The 22,881-nt window shown below is 69.5% G+C and carries 19 protein-coding genes; all 19 read left to right on the top strand.

The window, feature by feature from the left end; genetic code table 11:
- Nucleotides 1–56: 56 nt before the first annotated feature.
- The 19 genes from BLW14_RS33595 (at nt 57) to BLW14_RS33505 (ending at nt 22,854) form a co-directional block, all read left to right on the top strand.
- Nucleotides 57–1,982 carry an NUDIX domain-containing protein gene (locus BLW14_RS33595; RefSeq protein ID WP_107468467.1) on the top strand — a complete coding sequence of 642 codons (1,926 nt, stop codon included), beginning with the start codon at nt 57–59 and terminating at the stop codon, nt 1,980–1,982.
- Nucleotides 1,983–2,206: 224 nt separating this feature from the next.
- A complete protein-coding gene (locus tag BLW14_RS33590) occupies nt 2,207–3,508 on the top strand; it encodes a phage major capsid protein (protein WP_093711145.1) in 1,302 nt (433 codons plus the stop codon).
- 78 nt (nt 3,509–3,586) lie between these two features.
- Entirely contained in the window at nt 3,587–3,859 is a 273-nt protein-coding gene (locus tag BLW14_RS33585) for a hypothetical protein (RefSeq protein ID WP_093711144.1), read from the top strand.
- The gene (locus tag BLW14_RS33580; RefSeq protein WP_256333067.1) at nt 3,859–5,103 is read left to right on the top strand and encodes a hypothetical protein; all 1,245 of its coding nucleotides are present in this window, start codon (nt 3,859–3,861) and stop codon (nt 5,101–5,103) included. Before BLW14_RS33585 ends, BLW14_RS33580 begins: the two co-directional genes overlap by 1 nt.
- A 245-nt stretch (nt 5,104–5,348) precedes the next feature.
- Nucleotides 5,349–6,674 carry a DNA methyltransferase gene (locus BLW14_RS33575; protein ID WP_218137717.1) on the top strand — a complete coding sequence of 442 codons (1,326 nt, stop codon included), beginning with the start codon at nt 5,349–5,351 and terminating at the stop codon, nt 6,672–6,674.
- Between the two features lie 143 nt (nt 6,675–6,817).
- Nucleotides 6,818–7,279, top strand: a complete 462-nt coding sequence (locus BLW14_RS33570; RefSeq protein WP_093711142.1) for an IPT/TIG domain-containing protein — start codon at nt 6,818–6,820, stop codon at nt 7,277–7,279.
- A gap of 142 nt (nt 7,280–7,421) precedes the next feature.
- Nucleotides 7,422–7,970 carry a hypothetical protein gene (locus tag BLW14_RS33565; RefSeq protein WP_093711141.1) on the top strand — a complete coding sequence of 183 codons (549 nt, stop codon included), beginning with the start codon at nt 7,422–7,424 and terminating at the stop codon, nt 7,968–7,970.
- An 11-nt stretch (nt 7,971–7,981) separates the two neighbouring features.
- The gene (locus BLW14_RS34755; protein WP_093711140.1) at nt 7,982–8,833 is read left to right on the top strand and encodes a hypothetical protein; all 852 of its coding nucleotides are present in this window, start codon (nt 7,982–7,984) and stop codon (nt 8,831–8,833) included.
- A gap of 18 nt (nt 8,834–8,851) precedes the next feature.
- Nucleotides 8,852–9,184 (top strand): hypothetical protein, encoded by a 333-nt coding sequence (locus BLW14_RS33555; protein WP_093711139.1) that lies wholly within the window; start codon nt 8,852–8,854, stop codon nt 9,182–9,184.
- Nucleotides 9,184–9,720, top strand: a complete 537-nt coding sequence (locus tag BLW14_RS33550) for a hypothetical protein (RefSeq protein ID WP_093711138.1) — start codon at nt 9,184–9,186, stop codon at nt 9,718–9,720. Before BLW14_RS33555 ends, BLW14_RS33550 begins: the two co-directional genes overlap by 1 nt.
- A gap of 41 nt (nt 9,721–9,761) precedes the next feature.
- Nucleotides 9,762–10,043, top strand: a complete 282-nt coding sequence (locus tag BLW14_RS33545; protein WP_143052047.1) for a DUF7210 family protein — start codon at nt 9,762–9,764, stop codon at nt 10,041–10,043.
- Nucleotides 10,043–10,468, top strand: a complete 426-nt coding sequence (locus tag BLW14_RS33540) for a hypothetical protein (RefSeq protein WP_093711136.1) — start codon at nt 10,043–10,045, stop codon at nt 10,466–10,468. Before BLW14_RS33545 ends, BLW14_RS33540 begins: the two co-directional genes overlap by 1 nt.
- 73 nt (nt 10,469–10,541) lie before the next feature.
- A complete protein-coding gene (locus tag BLW14_RS33535; RefSeq protein WP_093711135.1) occupies nt 10,542–11,375 on the top strand; it encodes an IPT/TIG domain-containing protein in 834 nt (277 codons plus the stop codon).
- Between the two features lie 139 nt (nt 11,376–11,514).
- A complete protein-coding gene (locus BLW14_RS33530; protein ID WP_093711134.1) occupies nt 11,515–12,045 on the top strand; it encodes a hypothetical protein in 531 nt (176 codons plus the stop codon).
- A 297-nt stretch (nt 12,046–12,342) separates the two neighbouring features.
- A complete protein-coding gene (locus tag BLW14_RS33525) occupies nt 12,343–16,401 on the top strand; it encodes a hypothetical protein (protein ID WP_093711133.1) in 4,059 nt (1,352 codons plus the stop codon).
- Complete coding sequence (locus BLW14_RS33520; protein ID WP_093711132.1) at nt 16,388–17,326, top strand: hypothetical protein; 939 nt, start codon at nt 16,388–16,390, stop codon at nt 17,324–17,326. The genes BLW14_RS33525 and BLW14_RS33520 overlap by 14 nt, the downstream gene beginning before the upstream one ends.
- Nucleotides 17,327–17,400: 74 nt before the next feature.
- Nucleotides 17,401–18,378 (top strand): hypothetical protein, encoded by a 978-nt coding sequence (locus BLW14_RS33515; protein WP_093711131.1) that lies wholly within the window; start codon nt 17,401–17,403, stop codon nt 18,376–18,378.
- A 3-nt stretch (nt 18,379–18,381) separates the two neighbouring features.
- Nucleotides 18,382–19,596, top strand: a complete 1,215-nt coding sequence (locus BLW14_RS33510) for a hypothetical protein (RefSeq protein ID WP_093711130.1) — start codon at nt 18,382–18,384, stop codon at nt 19,594–19,596.
- A gap of 45 nt (nt 19,597–19,641) precedes the next feature.
- The gene (locus BLW14_RS33505) at nt 19,642–22,854 is read left to right on the top strand and encodes a hypothetical protein (RefSeq protein WP_093711129.1); all 3,213 of its coding nucleotides are present in this window, start codon (nt 19,642–19,644) and stop codon (nt 22,852–22,854) included.
- The last annotated feature ends 27 nt before the right edge of the window (nt 22,855–22,881 follow it).

Genomic DNA, 22,881 nt, shown 5'->3' with positions numbered 1-22,881 from the left:
AACGCGAACGGCACGGTGCCCGGCGGCCCACTGTCCACCGCCGGAGGTTCCCCGCCGTGCCGACCGCTGCTCCACCCACCAGATCCGCCGTACCCCGCACCTCCCAGCGAGGCACCAGCCGGGCTATCTACGCCGTCACCGGCGTGGTCGACGAGGTCGCCGACCTCATCGTGCCCGGCGCCTTCGCCCGCACCCTGGCCGCACGCCCCGTCAAGACCGTGTGGCACCACGGGTGGAAAGACCCCGTCGGCGTCGTCGTCGAGTGCGAGGAATGGCTGCCCGGCGACCCTCGGTTCCGGGACGTCCCCGGCGACTGGCCCGCCGAAGCCGGCGCCCTCGTGGCGACTGTGATCTACAACCTGCGCACCCGTCAGGGCCGAGACGCCTACGAGCAGGTCAAGCAGTGGCACGAGCACAAGCAGGCCGCGTTCAGCATCGGCTACCGCGTCTCCGACACCGGCGCGAGCAAGCGTGGCGACGGCGTCAGGATCATTCACGACCTGGACCTTTTCGAGGTCTCGCCCGTCCTGCACGGTGCGCACCCCCTGACGCGCGCCCTCGAGGTAAAGTCCGCGGCCGTCACCGGCGGCGGATACGAGGGACTCGAGTACAAGACCACCCCGTCCCACGTCGAGATCGACGTCGTCACCACACCGAACGCGGAAGCCATCAAGGTCGCAGGCCTGGCAGTGAAGGCCGCCGACACCGGCCGACTGCTCATGATTCAGCGCGCCCTCGACGATGAGGACCCCGCGGCAGGCACCTGGGAAATCCCCGGAGGGCACCTCGAGGACGGCGAGGATCCCCTGGCGGCCGCCCTGCGCGAGTGGGCCGAGGAGACTGGGTCGACCCTGCCGGGAACGGCCAGCGTCGTCGGCTCCTGGACCGCCCCGAACGGCATCTACCGCGGCTACGTCGCCGTGGTCCCCACCGAGGACTCCGTGCCGATCAACGCGCCACACGGAGAGCGCCGAGTCACGAACCCAGACGACCCCCAGGGCGACGCAACCGAGGTAACCGCCTGGTGGCCGATCACGGCCCTCCCGGACATGCCCCTCCTGCGGCCGGAGTGCCGCGAGACGCCGTGGGCTCTCCTGGCCGGCGCCGCCCTCCCCCAAGCCCCTGGCCCGAAGGCCTCGCCCCAGGCCAAGGAGTTCGCCGACGGAGTCATGGGCCGCTACCAGGCCCTTGGCGGCGAGAAGAAGTCCGCGCACGCCGCTGTGAAGTCCGCCCGCGCACTGCCCCGCATCGAGCACAAATCCGCCCGCTCCATGGTCGCCGAGGCCAAGAGCCACTCCGCCCCGCTGGAGGCCCCTGTGATGTCGCCCAAGACGCTGCCCGAGTCGCAGGAGCAGTTCCGCGCCCGTCTTGCCGACGCCGTCCGCGAACTCCTCGACCAGGACGGCAACACCTGGACCTGCATCGAGGGCACCTACCCCGACCGCGTCATCGTCTCCGTGCACACCGAGGACGAGCGGCGCAGCAGCCACTACGCCATCCCGTACACGGTGACGGCCGGCGAGATCACCCTCGACAAGCCGCAGCCCGTGGAGCTCGCCACGATCGTCGTGCCCGAGGGCACTAGCGCGGCCCGCACCGCCTCCGCAGACGAGGACGTCGACGCCCGCGTCGTACAGCCGACCGTCGGAGCACTCGCCGACGCGACCGCCCGTGTCAGCAGCAGTACGGCCAGCCCGGAGCAGCTCGAGGACGTCCGCGACAAGGTCCAGGAACTGATCGCCGCACTGTCCGCGAAGGGCCTCGACGTCGGCGACGAGGAGGAACCCCCGGCCACGGGCGGCCCGGCCCGCGGCAGTGCCGGACTGGACCTCTGGGACGACAGCACCTTCGGCGACGACGAAAACACCGGCCCCGAGGACGACGACGAGGAAGAGGACGCCGAACCGGCGGCAAAGCCGGAGGACACCGTCCGCCTGGACCCCGACGAGGTGAAGGCCGCACTCGCCCTGATGCGGAGCTGAGTTACATCCCCGACCCCGCACCTCTCCCTGCGGGCCCTACACACCTCCGAGAACAAAGCAGCAGGTCAAACCCCGTGTGCTGCCCGCTCTTGACGTCCCAAGCGGGCAGCACGCGACGTTAACCCCTCTCCTTCTCTTTCATCACGCCTCGCGTTGAGGCGTCCCGGTGCTGGCCGGGCGAGCGACGCACGTCAACCGCACCCAGCACAGGGAGAGCACCCCAAATGCCTACCGCCACCACCAGCCGTATCGAGGAGCTGCAGAAGGCGCTCCAGGTCAAGTCCGCCGAAGCCGAGCGGATCAGCCAGACCTTCAAGGTCGAGGACGGCGGCCAGTTCGTCGTCTCCACCGAGCAGGCCCGGGAGTTCCGGAAGGTCTCCGGCGAGGCTCAGGAGATCAAGGCCCTCATCGACGCCGAGCAGGGCCTGACCGAGATCAAGCAGTACCTCGAGGCCCCGGAGTCCGCGCCGGCCGCGGCCAGCCACTACGGCCAGCGCCCCATGGGCGTCGAGGAGAAATCCCTCGGCGACCTCTTCGTCGAGTCCGGCTCCTTCCAGAGCGCCACCGCCCAGCACTTCCGTGACAAGCCGTACATCCGCGCCGACATCGAGGGGAAGTCCATCTTCTCCCTGTCCGCGGGCACCGTGACCCACCAGACCCTGGGCTCCGCGCAGAACCTGGGCATCACGGAGCGCCCGTTCCGGAAGTTCCACATCCGCGACCTGTTCCCGAAGTCGACCACCAAGAACGCCGTGCTCTACGGCGCGCGAGAGACCGGCTGGACGAACAACGCCCGCCAGGTCAAGGAGCGGTACGCCGCGGACGGCACGTCGCCGGCCACCGGCGCCGACACCGACACCTGGGGCCGCGCCCCGCGGTCGAAGCTCACGCTCACGCCCGTGATGTACCCGGTCGCCGAGGTCGCCCACCTGCTCGACGCGCACAAGAACATCCTGTCCGACGAGCCCCGCCTCAAGACCTTCATCAACACCCGCATGGTGGAGGGCGTCAAGTACGCCGAGGACTGGGACCTCCTGCACTCCGTCGGCGACGGCCAGTCCCTCACCGGCATCTACAACACCCCGGGCGTTCAGCAGTACACCGGTATCGCGACCGACCAGTACAGCGTCCAGATCCGGCGCAGCATCACGAAGGCCCTGCTCGCCGAGTACGACCCGACCGGCATCGTCCTGTCGCCCACGATGTGGGAGCACGTCGAGGTCGAGGAGGACAAGAACGGCGCCTTCCGCGTCGCCATCGCCGTCGCCATCGGCGCCGAGAAGAAGGTGTGGCGCCTCAACGTCGTTGAGACGACCGCGATGGCTGACACCGACTTCCTCATCGGTGCGTTCGGTCTCGGCGCGCAGCTCCACGACCGCGAGAACGTCTCCGTCACCGTCTCCTCGGAGAACGCGGAGAACTACGAGAAGGGCCTGATCACCTTCCGCGCCGACGAGCGCCTGGCGCTCGAGGTCCCGCGGCCGGAGTCCTTCGTCATCGGCACCTGGACCCAGCCGGCCGGCTGATCCGTGCCGCAGTGAGGGGGTGCACCCGCACGGGTGCGCCCCCTCCCACGTACCACCACAGGACGACGGAGGACGCTGGTGATCGAGAAACAACCCATTGGCCTCGCCCAGGAGCTGGAGGCCCTCACGGGCGCCCCCGCCGCTCACCGGGGCCCCCGCTGCAGCGTCGGTGCCCTCCTGGAAGCAGCAGACGCCGACGTTGCCGCATCGCTGCGCGCAGTGCTGGACACGACCAGCGTCTCCGCCACGGCCATCGCCGAGACGCTCAGCCGCTACGGCGACCCCGTGACGGCCTACACGGTCAACCGGCACAGGCGCCGCGGGAAGCCGAACGGATGCCGGTGCGAGTGATGACCCTGAACAACGAGCTGCAGGCGCTCCTCGAGCCTGTGCCCCACGGCCAGAGTCAGGCCCCCCAGACGGAGCGCGTCTACCCGGCCGCGCCCCGCGGCTGGGAGTCCGGCGTCCGCTACGAGGGCGGGACGATGGTCGTCACCGCCCCGCCCGCCGACAAGCCGCCCGCGGGAGAGGCCGACTGGCGCGAGCGCGTCGAGGAGATGGGGCTCGCCATCCCCGAGGGCTTCCGCGTCCGCCTGGTCGAGGCGAAGCACGACCCGGCTGCCTGGCACCGCGACAACCAGGGCGACGACGCCGTCACCCGCGCGGTATGGCGCTGCCGGTACGTCATCGAGCCGGCTGCCCCCGCGTGGCAGTCGGCGGGCGACCTTGACGCGCTCGTCCGCGACACGATGCGCCGCCGTCGCAAGCCCCGCGCAGCCGTGGACACCGCGGAGCGCGCCCTGATCGTGGTCTATGCCGACGCCCAGGCCGGAAAGGTGGGCCGCGACGGCGGCACCCCTGAGCTCATCGCCCGGGTCGCCGACCGATTCGACCGGCTCGACGACCACATCCGCGACCTCAAGGCCGTCGGCAGGGCTCCGTCCGTCGCCTACTGGGCCGACGCCGGAGACTGCGTCGAGGGCTTCGAGAACACGACGCAGCAGGCGTTCACCAACGACCTGACCCTGACCGAGATGGTCCGCGTCCACCGGCGCATCACCTTCGAGGGCCTCGACCGCCTCGCCGGGAAGTTCGGCCGCGTCGTCGCAGCGACCTGCGGCAGCAACCACGGCCGCGTACGCCGCGGGAAGGACGCCGTCGGGCCGCCCGTCGACGACTGGGGCATTGAGGTCATGTCCCAGATCGCCGACGCCTACGCCCGCAACGAGGACGCGTACGGACACGTCAGTTTCGTCATGCCGGAGCGGTGGCGAGACACCGTGTCGCTCGACGTCGCCGGGAAGATCGTGGGCCTGGCCCATGGGCACCAGTACGCACGCCCCGACAAGGCCGGCGACTGGTGGCGAGGGCAGACGTTCGGCCGGCAGCCCGTGGCCGACGCCGACATTCTCATCACAGGCCACTTTCACCACTTCCGAGCGCAGCAGATGGGCAACGGCAGGCTCTGGGTCCAGGCCCCGACCCTGGACAACGGCAGCGACTGGTACGCCGTCCGCTCCGGCGAGGTCTCCTCCTCGGGCCTGATGGTGTTCAGCGTCGGCCCGGACGGCTGGGACGACCTGCGGATCCTCTGAGCGCGACGCAAGCGGAACTAGTTTCACAACATCCCCGCACGCCTCACCGTCTTCAGCAGGCCGCCAGCCGGGGGCCCGGCGCGTGGGGCAGAACGGACGTACCCGTGGTTGCAACAAAGCTCGCTCCGGCTGGGCGAGAGGCCCCGATCCGTGCGGAGGAGACGACGGGCCCTGAGCCCGTTGTCTACTGCGCCGATGCCCTCGATTTTCTCCCCACCCTCCCTGACTCGTCCGTGGATGTCATCGTGACCGATCCGCCGTACGAACTGGGCTTCCTCGGTAAGGCGTGGGACTCCTCCGGCATCGCGTACAGCGTGGAGTTGTGGGCGGAGTGCCTGCGCGTCCTCAAGCCGGGCGGGCACCTGGCTGCGTTCGGCGCGACCCGCACCTACCACCGCATGGCCGTGGCCGTGGAGGACGCCGGATTCGAGATCCGTGACTCCCTGCACTGGATGTACGGCACCGGTTTCCCCAAGGGCCAGGACGTGGGAAAGCTGATCGACCGACGCCGCGACGATCACCCGGCGCGCCGCCGGTTCACCACCGAGTTCGCGGCGCTCCGTGACTCCGTTGGCTGGACGAATCCGCAGATCGACGCCCTGTTCGGCTTCAACGGCATGGCGCAGCACTGGACGACACAGCGCCAGTCCGCCGCGGTGCCGACCGTGGAGCAGTGGGAGCAGCTGAAGGCGGAGATGGGGTTCGAGGCCCCGGCCGCGCTCGATGACCTGGTGCACGAGCTGAACGGGCGGAAAAACGCGCCCGGCGAGGCGTGGGAGGAGCGGAAGGTCATCGGCACGGCGCGCCGGACCCGCGCCGGCTCCGGGGTGTTCCCACAGCTCCAGTCCGACACGTTCGACGTGACGACGCCGGCGACCGCCGAGGCCGCGCGCTGGGAGGGCTGGAACACCGCCCTCAAGCCCGGCCACGAGCCCATCGTCCTGGCGCGGAAGCCCCTCGAAGGTACGGTCGCCTCCAACGTCCTGGCGTACGGCACCGGTGCGATGAACACCGCCGCGTGCAAGACCCCGCTCGGCGACCCGGAGGGGCGTTGGCCGACCAACGTCCTGCTGTCCCACGCATGGGCCGTCGACGAGGCAGGATGGATCGTCGACGGCTGCGCGGACGGCTGCGCGGAGGGATGCCCGGTCGCCGAGCTGGACGGTCAGTCGGGGCGGCTCACCTCCGGGGCGAACCCGCGGCGCCGCAACGCCGACAAGTTCCGCAACGTCTACGGCGACTTCAAGGGTCAGGCTGCGTGCAAGCCGGTCCGGGGCGCGGACTCCGGCGGCGCGTCCCGGTTCTACCCGGCGTTCCGCTACCAGGCCAAGGCCCCGGCCAGCGAGCGGCCGCGTCTGCCGGACGGCACCACGCACCCGACGGTGAAGCCGATCGCGCTGATGCGGTGGCTGGTCCGGCTGCTCACCGCGCCCGGCGGGCTCGTCCTGGACCCGTTCGCCGGCACCGGCACGACGCTGGAGGCGGCGCGGCTTGAGGGCTGCGAATCCATCGGCGTGGAGGCCAAGGCCGAGTACGCGGAGCTGTGCGAGCAGCGGATACGACGCGACTAGGTGATCCACATGGGAAGTCCCGCCCCATCAAGATCATTCTTGCCCAATTGGGCAACTCCCCTCTTCCCCCGGTAGCACGCGACCCAAGGCGCCCCCGTGCCCCATCCTTCGCCGCGCCACCGACCCCAGAAGGGAACAACCCCATGCTGCACAAGGAAGACGGGACGCTGATCAAGAAGTCGGCGTTCCCCGCGTCCGCCGTCCCGGACGTCCCCATGCGGATCACCGAGGACGTGTACGAGTCCAAGGCGTACGGGCCCGGCGACGGGCGCGCCGAAGGCTCTCGGTTCCACCTGCTCTACCAGGCCGGAACCATCGTCCCCCAGTCCGAGATCGACCGCCTTTACGCCCCGGTAGCGACCGTAGCGACCGTGAGCCCGACCACCGGCCCGGCCGCGGGCGGGACCACCGTCACGATCAAGGGCACTCGCCTCGCCGGCGTCACCGCGGTCAACTTCGGCGCCACCCCGGGCACCGAGCTCAAGCGCGTCTCCGACACGGAGCTGCGCGTGAAGGCCCCGGCGGGCGCCGCGGGGGCCGTCAACGTGGTCGTCGCGGCCGACACCGGCAACGTCACCAAGTCCAACGGCTTCACCTACGCCTGACCCCTGACCCGGGCGTCCCTCCGCACCGCTTGAGGGCCGCCCGGGTCACGCTCCGCCAGGTCGAGGCAGGGCGCGACACAAGCGGCGCCGGGTGTGCATGGTGCGCGCCGTCCGGACACGAACCCCCGAGAGGGAGCCACCCATGGCAGGCACCACCCGTACCCGTAAGACCGCGGCCGCGAAGACCGCAGAGGCCTCCGACGCGACCACCGAGGCCGCGGAGTCGGCCAGCACCGCGGCGGCGGACGAATCCGCTACTGAGGCCGCCACCGCGGCGACCGTCGAGGAGTCGGAGACGGCCCCGGCCGACAGTGCCGCGAAGGCACCCGAAGCCGCGCCGCTCGAGCCCCCGGCCGTCCAAGAGGCCCCGGAGGCGCCCGCGGCCCCTGTCTACGCCACGCCCACCGAGGTCATCCCCGACGAGGAGAACCTCGCCGAGGTCATCATCGACGACACCACCAAGGAGCCGCCGGCCGACGTCGACTCCGTGTTCGTCCCGCTCACCGAGTACGGCTCCGTCCTCGTGTGCACCGTCCGCCTGGTCGAGAAGACGTTCCTCGGGCCGCACCGCAACCCCGTCCACCGCCTCCTGCAGCCCGCGGGTGCTCACGTCTCCGAGAGCGTCGCCGCGCGCATCAGGGAGCGACTGCAGGACCAGGCCGCACGGCTCGCCGCCCAGGCCGAGAAGTAAGGAGCCGCGGGGTGTTCGACTACAGGCCCATGTACGGCGGGGCGCACTACGACCCCGAACCGGCAGGCGGACAGGTCACCAGCGTGTCCCTGTACGACGGTCCGGACCGCACCACCAGCGTGGCGGCCGCCGGTCCGGCTACCCGGCTGCGCGCCGGCGTCTACCGGTTCACGCTGCCCGACGTGCCTCCCGGCCGCTACTGGGCCACCGTCTCCTTCACCCCCAGCGAGGGGGCCCAGCCCGTCAAGGACGAGTCCGTACGCCTGGACCTGCCCCTCGGGCTGGGCCTCGTCACCTCCCCCGAAGCGGTCGCCAAGGAACTCGGCGTGCCGCTCCCGCTCACCGCGGAGCAGCGCGACGACCTGCTCACCGCGATCCGGAAGGCGCAGGCCGACGTCGTCGGGTACCTGGGCCAGCCCGTCGTCCCCCAGCTCGTCACCCGTACCGCCCTGACGCCGTACGTCGGCGGGACCGACCGGCTCGAGGACGCCACCCTGTGGCCGTTCGACGTCGACGACCTGGTCCAGGTCTCCACCTACCGCGTCCGCACAGATGGCGCCTACGACGTCGACTTCCTCGTCGGCCTCGACGGCGCCGCCGTCGACCCGATCGTCCGGTACGTGACCACACACGCCGCCGAGTCCGAACGGCTACGCCCCGGCGGGGTCGGCTCCCAGGGGCGCCGCGTCTCCTCCGTCAGCGCAGAGGGACAGTCGATCTCTTACGAGTCGGCGCCGACCACCGGCCAGGCCGGAGCCCTCCCCGAGCTCACCAGCCTCGCCCGCTGGAAGCGCCGCCTGTTCCAACCCCTCGCCCGGCCCGCCCGCCCACCGTGGCCGTACTCCTCGGCCCGCGGCCGCTGACGAAGGGAGCTGCCGACCATGGCCGTCGTGCTGCCGAACGCGCTGCTCACGGCGTACGCGCTCGCCCACCCCTGGGCGCGCGACGCCAACGGCGTTCCCGTCCCACCGAACCCGAACCAGAAGCCGGCCCCGCGCGGCACCTGGCCCGGATCGGTCCTCGAGCAGCCCGACGGATCGTGGTCGGTACGGCTCGACCCGCAGGCCTGGCCGGTCAAGGACGGCGACACCATCTCCGATGAGACCGGCCGGTCCTGGACCCTGTCGAGCACCCGCAACCACACCGTCCCCGGCTGCCCGGATGTCGACTACGTTCAGGCCGTCGGCACGCTCAACCCGCCCGAGGTGGCGTGATGGCCGGAGCGAAGTTCACACCCGCGCAGGGCCTCGAGCAGCAGCTCGCCCGGATGCTCGCCCCCGCGGTACAGCGCATCGCCCACCAGGTCGAGATCGAGGCGAAGCGCCTGGCCCCGCCCACCAAGCGCTGGATAACCATGGGCGACGACAAGGTCCGCCCGACGCACGTCTCCGCCAACGGGCAAGAGGTCCCCGGGAACCTGCGGTTCGCGATCGACTCCATGCGCTGGGACATGGTGCACCGCGGCGTCGGCCCCACGACGTACATGCTCGAGCCGCTCGACAGGAGCTCCCGCGCCATCGCCAACCTCAAGAACTGCCGCTGCCGCGCGCACAAGGACCCGGAAGGCATCGCCCGACACATCAACACCGGACAGCCGGTCATCGCCGGGAAGCGGGTCACCGTCACCGTCTCCGTCCAGGCACCCATGGTCGTCGAGGCCGAGGTGGGCACCGTCTACCCGGGCAATCTGCGGGCCGACGGCACACACTTCATGTCCCGCGCGGCCGGTATCGTCGCCGCGCGGCGCTGACGGCGCGACACAAGCCGCGTTCGGCGCGCACAGTGCGCGGCATGGCTACGAACCCCACCACCAAGAAGCCCGCCGCAGACACCGCGGCGGAGGAAACCGCCGAGGCCGTCACCGAGACCGCCCCGGCCCGCCCCGCCCGTAAGACGGCTCCCGCCCCGGACGTCGTCGGCCCCGCCCTGCCCGTGGGAGTCGACCCGGTCGCGGTCATCTTGGCCCACCACCACACCATCGACGGCACGAACTACCCGCCGGGCGCCAAGCTCCTCGTCTCCCCGGACTACGCCCGCCGGCTGCGTGGCCAGGGCTACGCCACCCCGGCCTGATGAGCGAGCCCACCGTGGCGGACGCGGATCCGGTCTCCGCGCTCCGTGTCTGGCTGCTGGAACACCCGGAGGTCGCCGACGCGCTCGGCGGCCCCGGCCGGGTATCCGGGATCGCAGAGGCTCCCTGGCCGCACCTGCGCATCGACCACGGCCCCGGCGGGGACCTGCGGGACATGAACTGGGCGATCTCCCCGGAGGTGACGCTCGAGGCGTACGGCGACCCCGGCGGATGGCCGGGCAAGGCCGAGCTGCGGAAGATCCTGCTGCGCTGCGCCCAGGCCGCCCAGCAGCTCGGGGAGGCGCCCCACGTCCCCGGCCAGCCGGTCCTCAGCGGCATCAAGCCGTCCGGGCTACTCGTGTGGTCGCCCCTCGTCGATGGCCAACCCAGGTGGGTCATGAACCTCTCCGTCACCGTGCATCCGTGACGACGCGACGTTAACCACTTCGGCTCTCCAAGGTGTCCGCGCCCCACCACCGGACACCAAGGAGAAGCCCGCCATGGCTGGCGAGACCACGAACAACAACGAGATTCTCATCCCTCAGCTCAGCCGCATGTGGCTGGCTCCCGTCGGGACCGTCGCCCCGGCCGACGCCACCGTGGCCATGCCCGAAGGCTGGTACACGGTCGGCTTGTTCACTGAGGACAGCCTCAAATTCAACTCCGAGCCGAACTTCGAGCAGGTCCGCAGCGCCCAGTCCTCGTACCCGACCCGGACGTTCCAGACGACCGACGCGGCAACCGTCGAGGTGGACCTGCAGCAGTGGTCCGTCCGCAACTTCAAGGCGGTGTACGGCGGCGGCAGCATCACGGCCGTTACCCCGGCCGCAGGAGGCGGGAAGCATTACCGATTCGCTCCGCCCCGGATCGGCGGCCGCACGGAGATCGCCGGGTGCATCGAGGTGATCGACGGTGGCAAGCACTACCGCTACGTCATTCCTCGCACGATGCAGATGGAAGGCGTTTCCAAGGAGCTCGCCAAGACCAAGGAGAGCGTCCTGCCGCTACGCCTGGCCGTCCAGGGTGGCGACGACACCGATGCCTGGTACGTCCTGACCGACGACCCGGCGTTCCAGCCTCCGGAGCCGACGATCGCCACCATCTCGCCCTCGGGCGGCCCGATCGCCGGCGGCACCGCCGTGACGATCACCGGTACCGACCTCGGCAGCGTGACCGCCGTGAAGTTCGGCACCACGGCCGGCACCGGTCTGATCCTCAAGAACGACACCGAGCTGTCCGTGATCTCCCCGGTCGGTACGACCGGTGCGAAGGACGTCGTCGTCGTCTCCGCGGGTGGCGACGTCACCAAGACCGGCGGTTTCACCTACGCGTGACCCAGCCCTGCGGCCGCCCTCTTCGCCCTGCTCAGGCGGGGGCGGCCGCACGGCGCGACACAAGCCGTGCAGCGCTGCCACTGTCCGCGCGCTGCCACACCCGGCAACCCAGCTACGCACCCACGAAGAGGTCACGCACATGGACACGTCGTTCGTCATCGACCTGGACGCCGAGCGCCGCGAGGTTCTGTACCCCGACGGCATCCCGGTCAAGTTCGGCGGAGAGCAGTTCATCTTCCCGGCGGAACTGCCCGCCGAGGCCCTCGATCCGATCCTGTCGGACGAGCTCGGCCTGGTCGAACTCCTCGGCGAAGTCATCGAATCGGCCGACGGCGACGCCGGCGTCGCCGAGGTCGTCACCGCCCTGTTCCGACGCCCGACCCTCCCGCGGAAGTTCCTCGCCGCGATCCGGCAGACCTACGCGATCCTCCTGGTCGAGCAGCACGAGGGATTCCTCGAGAAGCGCCCTTCCATCGGCGACTACGTCCGGCTGACCACCGGCCTCATCAAGGTCTACGGGGTCGAGCTGGGAAAGCTCTTTCGGTCGGCCGACTCGTCCGCGAACGATTCGCAGACGTCGAGTCCGACCTCTCCCGCTTCCACCGAGTCGACGCCCGACGTATCTGGCTTCGTCCCGGACAACCCGGATTCCTTGGACTCCGGCGACTGATCTCCCTCGTCGATGGCCTGCCAGACGACTCCCGGGTCCGTTCAGCCCCTCTCGGTGGCTGGACCAAGGTCCTCGAGCTCCTGGCTCTCGCCGTCGAGGAGATCGGGCTCCTGGCCGCCGACAAGCGGCGCGAGGAGCCGACAACCATCGTTCGCCCGCCGCGCTCCGACGCCACGACGCGCAGCGGCCCCGGCACACCGCCCCGGCCGTCGCAGTCCGCCCCGGAACCGCAGGCACCCCGCATGAGCGGCCACCGCCAGATGCTCGCCGCCGCCATGCAGAGAGGAATGGTCCGAAGTGGCTGAGGGCCTGCAGGCCGGCCGCCTCGACGTGCCGGTCGTCGCCGACCTTTCGGGGTTCGCTGAACGGCTGCGTACGGCCGTCGAGACGGCCGCCGAGGGCCTGGCCGCCAAGATCAAGGTCGAGGTCAACTCCAAGGGCCTGAAACGACGGCTCAAGGAAGCGGTCAAGGAGGCGTCCAAGGGCGTCACCGCGAAAATCCGCGTCGAGATCGACGAGGACAGGTTCCGCACCACCCTCGCCGGCATCCGGCGCCGCATCGACGACACCGACCTGAACATCCCCATCCGCCCAGACGGGGACAGCGACGCCAACGGCGGCGGAGGCCTCCTCACCCGCCTCCGCGGACTCATCACCAACGCTCAGGGCGAGGCCGACCGCAATCCGGTCAACGTCCCCGTCAACATGCGGATGCCGGGCCGCGGCCGCGGCCGCGGCCGCAGTCTGCGGATGCTCGGCATCGGCGCCATCGTCTCTCTGCTCCAGCCCGCAGTCGCACTCATCGGCCAGTACGGCGCCGGCCTGACCGCGCTCGTCTCTTCTGCTGCACCCGCAGTCGGTGTCCTCGGCGCCATACCCGGCCTGATCGCCGCGGCGGGCACCGCAGCGATCGGCACGAAGATCGCGTTCTCCGGATTCGGCGAGGCGCTCAAGCAGACGAACGCCGCAGCACAGATGCTCGCCGCGGACGGCAAGGTCACCAAGGCGCAGCAGGAAAAGCTCAAGGAGGCGCTCGACAAGCTTTCCCCGTCGGCCCGTAAGGCGGTCAAGGCCGTCTCGTCGCTGCAAGGGGCCTGGAGCAAGGTCCGCATGTCGGTCAGCGAGCGGTTCTTCTCCAAGGTCGCCGACGACATCAAGCCCCTGGCGAAGTCCGTTTTCCCGCTCCTCAAGGACGCCCTCGGCGACTCCGCCAAGCAGATGGGCACCCTGGCAGAACGTGGCGCCAAGGCCATGCAGACGGGTCCGTTCCGCAAGGACTTCAAGACCATCGCGTCGACGAACTCGCGGGTCGTCGGGCACCTGACGGACAGCCTGGCGAACATGGGGTCCGTCACGAAGGACTTCCTGGTGGCGAGCGGGCCGTTCGCCGAGCGCGTCGCCCAGGGCGGCGAGCGGATGACCCAGTGGTGGCGCGCCTCCGTGAAGGCGGGCCGGGAGACCGGAAGCCTCGCCCAATTCCTCGACCACGCAGGGGACAAGGCCGCGCAGCTCGGCCGGACCAGCGTCGGCCTGATCAAGGGCCTCGGCGGTGTCGGCAAGGCCGCGATGGACACCGGTAACGCCCTGCTCGACGGCCTCGAGGGCAGCATGCTCCGATTCCAGCGCTGGGCGAACTCCGGCGCCGGCCAGAAGTCAATGAAGCAGTTCTTCTCCGACGCTGCTCCCGCCTTCCACGAAGTCAACATGTTGTTCGGCGACATGATGCGTGGTCTCGGCAGGACCATGAAGGACGGCGGGATCACCGACCTCGTACGGCAGATCCGCACCGAACTGATGCCCGCGCTGGGCACCTTCTTCGAGGCCCTCGGCCAGACCGTCGGCCCGGCAGTCATCTCGGTGATCTCGAACATCGCCACCGCGATCGGCAACCTGTCGTCGGCCGGGTCCGGGCTCGGCGTCCTGCTCATGGCCTTCAACGGTCTGCTGAACGTCTTCAACACGTTGATGGGCATCATCCCGGGGGCGAACACCGTCCTGGCGACCTTCTTGGGCACGATGCTCGCCCTCAAGGTCGTTACGGCCGTCGGAACCATGCTGCGCTCCTTCGGCACGTCCGTCACGGCCGCGGGCACATCCGTACGCGGCCTCGGAAACACGATGCGCGGCACGCTGGGCCCCGGCGTCCTCGGCCCGCAGGTCACCATGTGGCAGCGGATGAGCCTCGCCTACTCCGGTGCCGCAGCATCCGGGAACCGGTTCACCGGCGCTATGCGCGGGATCGGCGCGGCCAACCGCGTCGCTTCACGAGCCATCGGAGGCATCACCTCGGCACTCGGCGGCCCCCTCGGTATCGCGCTCGCCGGCGTCACCATCGGACTCGGTCTCCTCGCCTCCCGGCAGGAAGACGCGGCCCGCGCCACCCAGGCCCACCAGGAGCGCGTCAAGTCACTGACGGACGCCCTGGTCGCCTCCGGCGGCGCGATCGACGCGAACGTGCGCGCCCAGGCCGCGCAGCTCCTCCAGGACACGGAGCTCGCCGACGGCAAGGGCAAGCTCGTCGACGTGATGTCTGAGGCGGGCGTCAGCCTTGGGGAGCTGACGAACGCCTACCTCGGTCAAGGGAAAAGCCTCGGGGCGCTGCAGAAAGAGCTCCAGGCGACGGCCGACGGCCACGAGGAATGGATTACGACGAGTGCGGGCGTCTCACAAGGATGGGACGACGAGGGCCTCGCTGCCATCCGCGCGAAGGACGCCCTCGGCGCCGTAAAGGGCGAGCTCCAGGACGCGGCGAAGAAACACAAAGCACTCGCCGACGCCATCAACAACTCCGGCACCACGGGTAACACCGCGTACGACCGCCTCGGCGCCGCCGTCCAGACCTTCGGCGACAAGACGAAGTCCGCAGACGAGCGGGTCAATGCCCTCAAGCGCGCGCTGGAGGCCCTCAACGGGAACACCGAGTCCTTCCACGACGCCGAAGCCCAGCTCAACGCCGTGATGCTTCAGATCGACGACACGATGAAGTCGAACATCGCGAAGGCAGACGGCTGGGGCAAGGCGCTCGTCGGCAGCGACCACCTGGTCAACACCGCGACGAAGAACGGCCAGTCCCTCAACACCCAGCTCACCCAGCTCCGCGACGGCATGCTCGCCGTCGCCACCCGGGCAAGGGAGGCCGGGGAACAGGGCCTGATGCCCATGTCCGACGCCATGGACAAGGGCCAGGAGGCAATGGAGCGGGCCCGCGCCAAGGCCATCCAGCTTGCCACCGACATGGGAATCCCGACGACGCAGGCCAAGGCGCTCGCCGATCAGATGGGGTTCGTCCCGGACACCGTCACCACGCTCATCACCGCCGTTGGCATCCCGAAGGCGACGGCAGAGCTCCTCAGTCTGCGCGGCGATCTCGAAAGCATCAAGCCGGGGAAGTCCATCCAAATCACCGCCCCCACCATCGGTGCGCGCGAGCAAATCGAGGCGCTGGGCTTCACCGTGCGGCGGATTCCCGGCAGCAAGAAGGTGTCGGTCACCGCTCCGACCGGCAGCGCACGCGTCAACATCTCCGCTCTGGCCGAGGACATCGCCAGAGCCCCGGACAAGAAGAAGGTCACCGTCCAGGCCATCATCAAGCAGGCCGCGGGCGACCTGAAGAACGTCCAGGAGAAGGTGGCGGGCCTGCCCAAGGGCAAGTCCATCGACGTCAAGGCGCCGACGAAGGTCGCCCAGCAGGCGTTGAAAGACCTCGGATACAAGATCAAGACCGTTGACGGCTCGAACGGCAAGACGGTCCGAATCACGGCTCCCACGGGGACGCCGCTGGCCAACGTGAAGCGCATCCAGGGCGCCATCAACGGGCTCACCGGTAAGACCGTGCACGTCACCGTCAAGTACAGCGAATCCGGCAAGCCGTCCGTGGTCCGCACCCACGCGGACGGCGGCATCGTTCAGTACGCCAACGGCGGCATCCGGGCTGCCACCAACAGGATCAAGGCGTTCGCGGCCGGCGCCGAGCGGCACATTGCGCAGATTGGGCGGCCGGGCGAGATCCGCGTGTGGAATGAGCCGGAGACTCAGGGGGAGGCCTATATCCCGCTGGCCCCCGGCAAGCGCAGGCGCAGCGAGGCCATCCTCCAGCGCGTGGCGCAGATGTTCGGCGGCCAGGTCGTGTACTTCGCCCAGGGCGCTCTCCGCCAGTACGCGGCCGGCGGCGTGCGCAGTTCGAGCGCGAGCACGACCAGGCCCCGCGCGACCACGGCGCCGGCGTCCACCCCGCTCGTCGGCGGCGACCTGAACCTGAACATGACCAGCGCTCCCACCAGCGCGGGCCAGGCCCTGAGCGACGCAATGTTCGAACTGCGGCGGATCAAACTGGGAGGTGCGTATGCCTCTGGCTGAGGGCGAATTCAAGCTGACGTACAGCGCAAACGGGGTGCACCCGGGCGCCGCCTTCACCTTTGGGACCGTGCGGACGGGCTACTACCTGCTCGACGACTTCGAGGTGAAGGACACCGACATCACGGCCGGCGACACCCCGCTCCCGCGGGAGGACGGCATTCGGCACGGCCAGGACTACACCACGGGCGCCACCATCACGTTCGAGGTTGGAGTTGACACCGTTGATGACGGCGACACACTGCTCGAGCGGCATGGGGCGAACCTGGACGCGGTGTCGGTCATGAAGCAGGCATGGGACGCGAGGGCGGTCCGCGACCGCATGGCCACGCCCGCCGTGCTGTCGACGACACAGGGCGGACGGGCGCGGCGCTGGTACGGGCGGCCCCGGCAGTGCGCGAAGGCCGCGTCGAAGCTGACGAGGCTGGGATACACGCCCGTCGTCGCCACATTCGCCACAGCGCACACCGGCAGCTTCGACGACGTCGAACAGAGCGTGCGCGTCGACATGGCCCCACCCCCGCACCGCGGCATCAGGGGGCCACTCAAGGCCCCAATCTCGATGATCGGCGAGGGCGCCGTCCGCGTCCCCGGCGAGATCACCGTGGGCGGCAACCGCCCGGCCTGGCCGGTCATCACCATCACGGGCCCGATCTCCCAGCCGGTGTGCGAACTGGTCGGCAAGTGGAAACTCGGCCTGAACCTGACGCTTGCCGTCGGCGAGAAGGTCACCATCGACCCGCGGCCCTGGGCCCGTACGGTCCTGCGGGGCAGTGGCAGCGTGGCCGGTCTCATAACCAGGTCCTCGCCGCTGCTCGAGGACCTCCTCATCCCGCCCGGCCGCCAGGACTTCGTGCTCCGCGGTACCGACGCAACCGCCACGGCGTCCATGACCGTGGCCTGGCGCAACGCCTACGCCTACCTGTAAGGCCAGGACGCGACGTTAGCGCTCCGGGCCCGTGATCCTCCGCTGTCCACCAGGACCAGCAGAGGAGATACGAGATGGCGTGGGACAGCGTGCCGTGGTTCACCGAGGGCAGCGCCGAGCACAGCTCCGAGGTGGCGCGCCTTCTGGCGTACGCGGCGTTCGGCGGCGCGCAGGGTGTGGTCGGCTCCGGGGACCTGGCGGTGAAGGCGTTGTCGTCGCCGGCCGCCAAGATCCAGGTACGCCCCGGGGCCTGCGCGATCATCAACCGGGCCACCGGGTCGACGTACCAGGCGTACGCGGGACGACTGCCCGCGACGGACACGGTCAACGTCGCTGCGACCGGGACGTCCGCGCGCTCCGACCTGGTCGTGGCCCGGATCGAGAACCCGTACTCGTACGGGGAGACGTGGCCGAACCCGTCTGACCCCGTGGTCGGGCCGTACATCTTTACGCGGATCATCTCCGGAGTCGCGAAGACGGTCACCGACGTCAGGCAGGTCCGCCCGAACGACTCGGCGATCACGCTGGGCCGCATCGACATCCCCGCGAACACCTCGTCGATCACCCAGAGCATGATCAAGGACCTGCGGGACATGGTGAGCCCCCGCCGCGACCGGCGCCTCTACACCGCGTTCCCTGGCGCCTTGTCGACGCTGTCCTACAGCGACAATAAGTGGCACAACTGGCCGTCGGCCGCGTCCTGGGACATTGACGTGCCGTCCTGGGCGACCCGGGCCAAGCTCGTGGTGACCTTCGCCGGCTTCCGCATGACGAAGTCCGACGTCTACGCCCGGATGCAAACTAAGTGGGGCAGCACCCTCCTGGGTCAGGACACGTACATCGACGACGACTCCGGCAACAACACCCGCCGCTCCACGATCGTCCTCGCCGACAACTTCGCCATGTCCAGCGCGCTGCGCGGAACGACGCAGACCCTGTCCGTGCAGACGTACATGTACAAGACCGAGACCGGCGACGTCTCCGTCGACGTCGGCACCTCCATCGTCGCGGACGTCGAGTTCGTCGAGAGCCCGGACGAGGAGGAGGTGTAAGCCGTGCCGGTCGGTTGGCGATTCATCGCGCAGAGCGCGCTCACAGAGACCGTTCTGGACTGGCAGGTGCCGTTCACGCTGTCCTCGAACCCGAAGCGGGACCTGTCGGGTCCAGGCGCCATGGTCGGGACCATCGATCCGGAGTACGCCCGGATGATCGGCGCGGACGGAGACCCCATCCTGCAGGAGTGGGGAACGAAGTTGTACCTCGAGATCGACGGAGCGATCCGGTGGGGAGGCATCGTCACCAAGACCGCGTACGACGGGGCGCAGGCCACGGTGTCCTGCGAGGGGTTCTCGACGTACGCGCACGGCATCCCGTTTGAGAACTACATCATCTCCGGTATGAAGATCACCCCGAAAGATCCGTATGCCGGAAAAGACAAGAATCATGACGGGTACATCGACGGATCGAAACCGAAGAAGAAGGTCCCCGCGCCGCCGAAGCCGTACGCCGGCCCACGGATCGACGTCTACGACGCCTTCCGCAGAATCTGGGCGCACGTCCAGGGCAAGCCCCTCGGGAACATCGGCCTGGACATTGACACCCACAACAAGGGGGAACTGCTCGGAACGGCCGACGGTGAGGACCCATGGGAACTCGCCTGGTGGGATAACCCCGACTGCGGCCAGACCCTCGACACCCTGGTCAATCAGTACATGTTCGACTGGATCGAGACGCACGCCTGGGAGAACTCGACGAGCAACAACATCACCCACCGGCTGAGACTGGGGACTCCCCGTCTCGGCCGGAAGCGCACCGATCTCCGGTTCGCGCAGGGGGAGAACATCGTCGCCATCGCCAAGCCGGAAGGGATGGGCGGCGACTACGCCAACGAGGTCATGGTCTTGGGCAAGGGCGAGGGCCACAAGATGAAGCGCGCCCAGGTCAGCGACATTGCAACCTGGGCGAACCGGCGCATGCGCCGGGTGGCAACGGTGACGGACAAAAAGCTGTCCTCCGCCACGGCGCTGCGCAAGCGCGGTCAGCAGGAACTCGCCGGCCGCACCGCCGCCCTGCAGATCCCCGCCATACAGATCGTCGACCACCCCAACGCCAAGTTCGGTTCCTGGGCCCTCGGCGACGACATCCGCGTCCAGGTGCACGTGCCGTGGGTCGGCGACGTCGATGTGTGGCACCGCATCATCAGTGACGAGATCAGCGCCGACGGCTTCATCACCCTGGCCCTAAAACGGTCCGACAGCTTCCACTACTAACCAGGACGCGACACTAACCACCCGGGCCGTTGACCATCCCGCGCCATGGTCAACTTCCTGGACGATCAGTCAGACGCCAAGCGCTTCGCCGCGCTCCTGGCGGACTATGACCGGCGCCTCCGGGACCTCGAGCGCACGTCCAAGGCCGCGTACACCAGCATCGAGGGCGGCACCCTCGACATCTACACCGAGGACGGCACGCTCGCCGGGTCGGTGGGCGTGCAGCCGGACGGCGGTATCGCGCTGGTGCCGGAGCCCGCGGCCGCCGTCCCGCCGCCCACGCCCGGCGCCCCCCTTGTGGCCCCCGCACTGGCCGGCCTGGTCGTCACCTGGGACGGCTGGTGGGACGACTCCAACGCGCCGCCCACCGACTTCGCCGCGCTGCAGGTCCACCTGGGCCCGGCCGCCGACTTCACCCCCGAGCCCGTCACCCTGGCCGCGGCCATCACCGACGTCACCGGCGGAAGCGTCACCGTCGCGGTAGAGGGCTACGAGGAGCGCTGGGTGCGCCTGATCGCCCTCAGCACCGCGGGCCTGACCGGCGCTCCCTCAGTGGCTGTGGCGGGCAAGCCGCGCCAGGCCGTGGAGCAGGACCTCATCGACGGGATCGTCACCGAGGTCAAGCTCGCCGAGAACGCTGTCACGGAGGCGAAGATCGCACTCGGCGCGGTCGGGACGACTGCACTTGCCGATGGCGCAATCCTCACCGAGAAACTCGCCGACAACGCCGTCAAGGTCGGGAAGCTCGCCGAGAACGCGGTGACAGGACCAGCGATCGCCGCGAACGCGGTCGTCGCAGGAAAGATCGCGACAGACGCCGTCACGGCCCGCGAGATCGCAGCAGGGTCCGTGACGGCAGAGAAGCTGACGATAATCGGCGGCTCCAACCTGCTGTCCGACCCGTCGTTCGAGGGCGCCTACACAGCCGCGCAGGTCGCCGGGATCGCCTACGCGTCGCAGGACAAGACGATGGGCAACGGGTCGCCGGCCAGCATCAAAATCGACTGCGTTGCCGCCGCCCCCTCCACCTTCCAGGTGCCTGTCACCAACGTGCCCGTGCTGCCGGGCGACCAGCTGTACCTGGCTGTCGACTACTGGGTGTCCAGCGACTGGAACGGCACCGAGATCAACTTGCAGGCGCGGTGGGATGACGCGGCCGGGACTCGCCTCACCTTCGGGAAGGCGCTGACGAGTACGCCGGCGCGGGAGACGTGGACGCGGATGACCGCGACGGTGACGGCGCCCGCGCTGGCCGCGAACGCGAGGATCCGCCTTGAGTCGGCGGGGACAACGCTCGGCGCGGTCCGCTTCGACAATGCGGCCGTGCGCCCGGTGGTGGCAGGGGTGCAGATCGCCGACGGTTCGGTCACCGCGCCGAAGATTCTCGCCGGGGCGATCACCACGGACAAGCTCATGGCCCTGGGCGTGACCGCCGAAAAGATCGCGGCGTTGGCGATCACCGCGGACAAGATCGCCGCTCTGTCCGTGACCGCGGACAAGCTGGCCGTGAACTCGGTGACCGCCACGAAGATCGCGGCCGGGGTCATCGACGCCACGCACATCAAGGCGGGCTCCCTGACCGCGGACCGGCTGTCGCTCGGCACCGACGGCAACCTCATTGCCGACCCCTCCTTCGAGGGGGCCGTGACCGCGCAGCGGGTCGCGGGCAACACCGCCTGGTCCGTCGTCGCAGGCGGCAACGGCACCGCTCAGGCCCTGCGCAACAACGCGGCGTCGTCCCTAGAGATGTACCTGGTCGGGCCCATTCCCGCGGTCCCCGGCCAGAAGATGTACCTCGCCGTCGACTACCTCGCCTCCGCGGACTGGGCCGGCGACCGGGTCAGCATCTACGCCGAGTGGCGCAACGCCGCCGGTACCTCGCTCGGCGTCGCCGTCATCACCTCCGGCTCGGGCGCCACTGTGAAGGAGGCATGGACGCGGATTGCCGGAGTCGCCAGCGTCGCGGCCCCGGCGAACACCACGCAGGTGGTTGTGCGCCTCAAGTCGGTCTCTTCCACTGCGGGCACGGTGACATGGGACAACGCCGAGGCCCGGTACGTGACCGCCTCCGGCTTCGCCGGGCAGCGCGCCGAGATCTCCCCGATGGGTCTGCAGCTCTACGACGACGCAGGAGAGGAAGCGGTCGCGCTCGTCACCGGCCGCCCGAACTACCTGACGCTCAGCACCGACGGCGTGCCCGTGGCCACCATCGACCAGGACGGCGCCGCCGGCTTCCAGCGCCTGGCCGTCGCCGACACCCTCACCATCGGCGGAGCGGACCTCTCGGAATACCTGAACCTCGTTCCGCGCGGCATCCAGGCCATCGATTACCAGATCACCACCCGCACAGCATCCGGCACCGAGATGGGTTTCGTGGAGCTGGCCGCCGACATCGACGAAACGCGTATGTACCGGTTCGTGTTCTCCGCCCGCGCGAACCCGTCCGCGGGCGGTGGAGAGCTGCAACTGCGCCTTCGTGACGGCGGAACCGGTACGCCTACGATCAATTCGACGCAGAAATACATCTCCGTCGCACCCATGCCTGTCGGCAACAGCTTCACGAGCTGGCTGGAGCACATCGAATCCGGCCCCAGTCTCGGCGCCGGTACGCACCGGTTCCTGATCACGTTCATGAACTCGCTCGGTCCGTCGGGGCAGACATGCGAGATGTATGGCGCTGTGAACTCGCGCGGCTACTTCTACATCGAGGACATCGGCCCGTACATCCCCGAGACCGGTGGCTACAACGACGGCGGCGGCACCACCGCGCCGACCCCGAAGAAGGTCACCAAGACGTATGCGTGTTCCTGGTCCGGCTCATACGCGGGCCGCGGCTCCTACAACTCGTACTACAAGAACTCCTGCTACCAGGGCTACTACTCGTCGACGAACGGCACGCAAGCCTCACTGATCGGCTTCCCGTCGAGCCTGTCCTCCGACCTGTCGGGCGCGACGATCAACAAGGCCGAGGTCTACCTCTACTTCGATCACTGGTACGCGAACGCGGGCGGCAAGGCCGTGATCAAGGCCCACAGCCACGCCTCGCGGCCGGCAACGTTCTCCTCCGACAGTGAAGGCAAGACGATCTCGTGGGCCCGCAATGAAGGCAAGTGGGTCGATATCACCAGCGTTTTCGACAGTACGAAGTGGCGCGGTATCGCGCTGGACCCGAATTCCACGTCGTCGACGTACTACGGCCGCGCCCGCGGCTACGGCCAGACCAACCCCCCCAAGCTCCGCGTCACCTACACCAAGTGAGGAAGCCCCGCGATGCCCGCTCTACCC

This window comes from Streptomyces sp. 2131.1, from assembly GCF_900105515.1.
GTDB lineage: Bacteria > Actinomycetota > Actinomycetes > Streptomycetales > Streptomycetaceae > Streptomyces > Streptomyces drozdowiczii.
This window is presented reverse-complemented; position numbering and strand designations above follow the sequence as displayed.

Excerpts from the sequence above, each read along its gene's own strand:
- BLW14_RS33540 (WP_093711136.1), top strand. The coding sequence starts at position 10,043 with ATGAGCGAGCCCACCGTGGCGGACGCGGATCCGGTCTCCGCGCTCCGT.
- BLW14_RS33565 (WP_093711141.1), top strand. The coding sequence starts at position 7,422 with ATGGCAGGCACCACCCGTACCCGTAAGACCGCGGCCGCGAAGACCGCA.
- BLW14_RS33530 (WP_093711134.1), top strand. The coding sequence starts at position 11,515 with ATGGACACGTCGTTCGTCATCGACCTGGACGCCGAGCGCCGCGAGGTT.
- BLW14_RS33555 (WP_093711139.1), top strand. The coding sequence starts at position 8,852 with ATGGCCGTCGTGCTGCCGAACGCGCTGCTCACGGCGTACGCGCTCGCC.
- BLW14_RS33570 (WP_093711142.1), top strand. The coding sequence starts at position 6,818 with ATGCTGCACAAGGAAGACGGGACGCTGATCAAGAAGTCGGCGTTCCCC.
- BLW14_RS33550 (WP_093711138.1), top strand. The coding sequence starts at position 9,184 with ATGGCCGGAGCGAAGTTCACACCCGCGCAGGGCCTCGAGCAGCAGCTC.
- BLW14_RS33590 (WP_093711145.1), top strand. The coding sequence starts at position 2,207 with ATGCCTACCGCCACCACCAGCCGTATCGAGGAGCTGCAGAAGGCGCTC.
- BLW14_RS33545 (WP_143052047.1), top strand. The coding sequence starts at position 9,762 with ATGGCTACGAACCCCACCACCAAGAAGCCCGCCGCAGACACCGCGGCG.
- BLW14_RS33520 (WP_093711132.1), top strand. The coding sequence starts at position 16,388 with ATGCCTCTGGCTGAGGGCGAATTCAAGCTGACGTACAGCGCAAACGGG.
- BLW14_RS33580 (WP_256333067.1), top strand. The coding sequence starts at position 3,859 with ATGACCCTGAACAACGAGCTGCAGGCGCTCCTCGAGCCTGTGCCCCAC.
- BLW14_RS33535 (WP_093711135.1), top strand. The coding sequence starts at position 10,542 with ATGGCTGGCGAGACCACGAACAACAACGAGATTCTCATCCCTCAGCTC.
- BLW14_RS33515 (WP_093711131.1), top strand. The coding sequence starts at position 17,401 with ATGGCGTGGGACAGCGTGCCGTGGTTCACCGAGGGCAGCGCCGAGCAC.
- BLW14_RS33505 (WP_093711129.1), top strand. The coding sequence starts at position 19,642 with ATGGTCAACTTCCTGGACGATCAGTCAGACGCCAAGCGCTTCGCCGCG.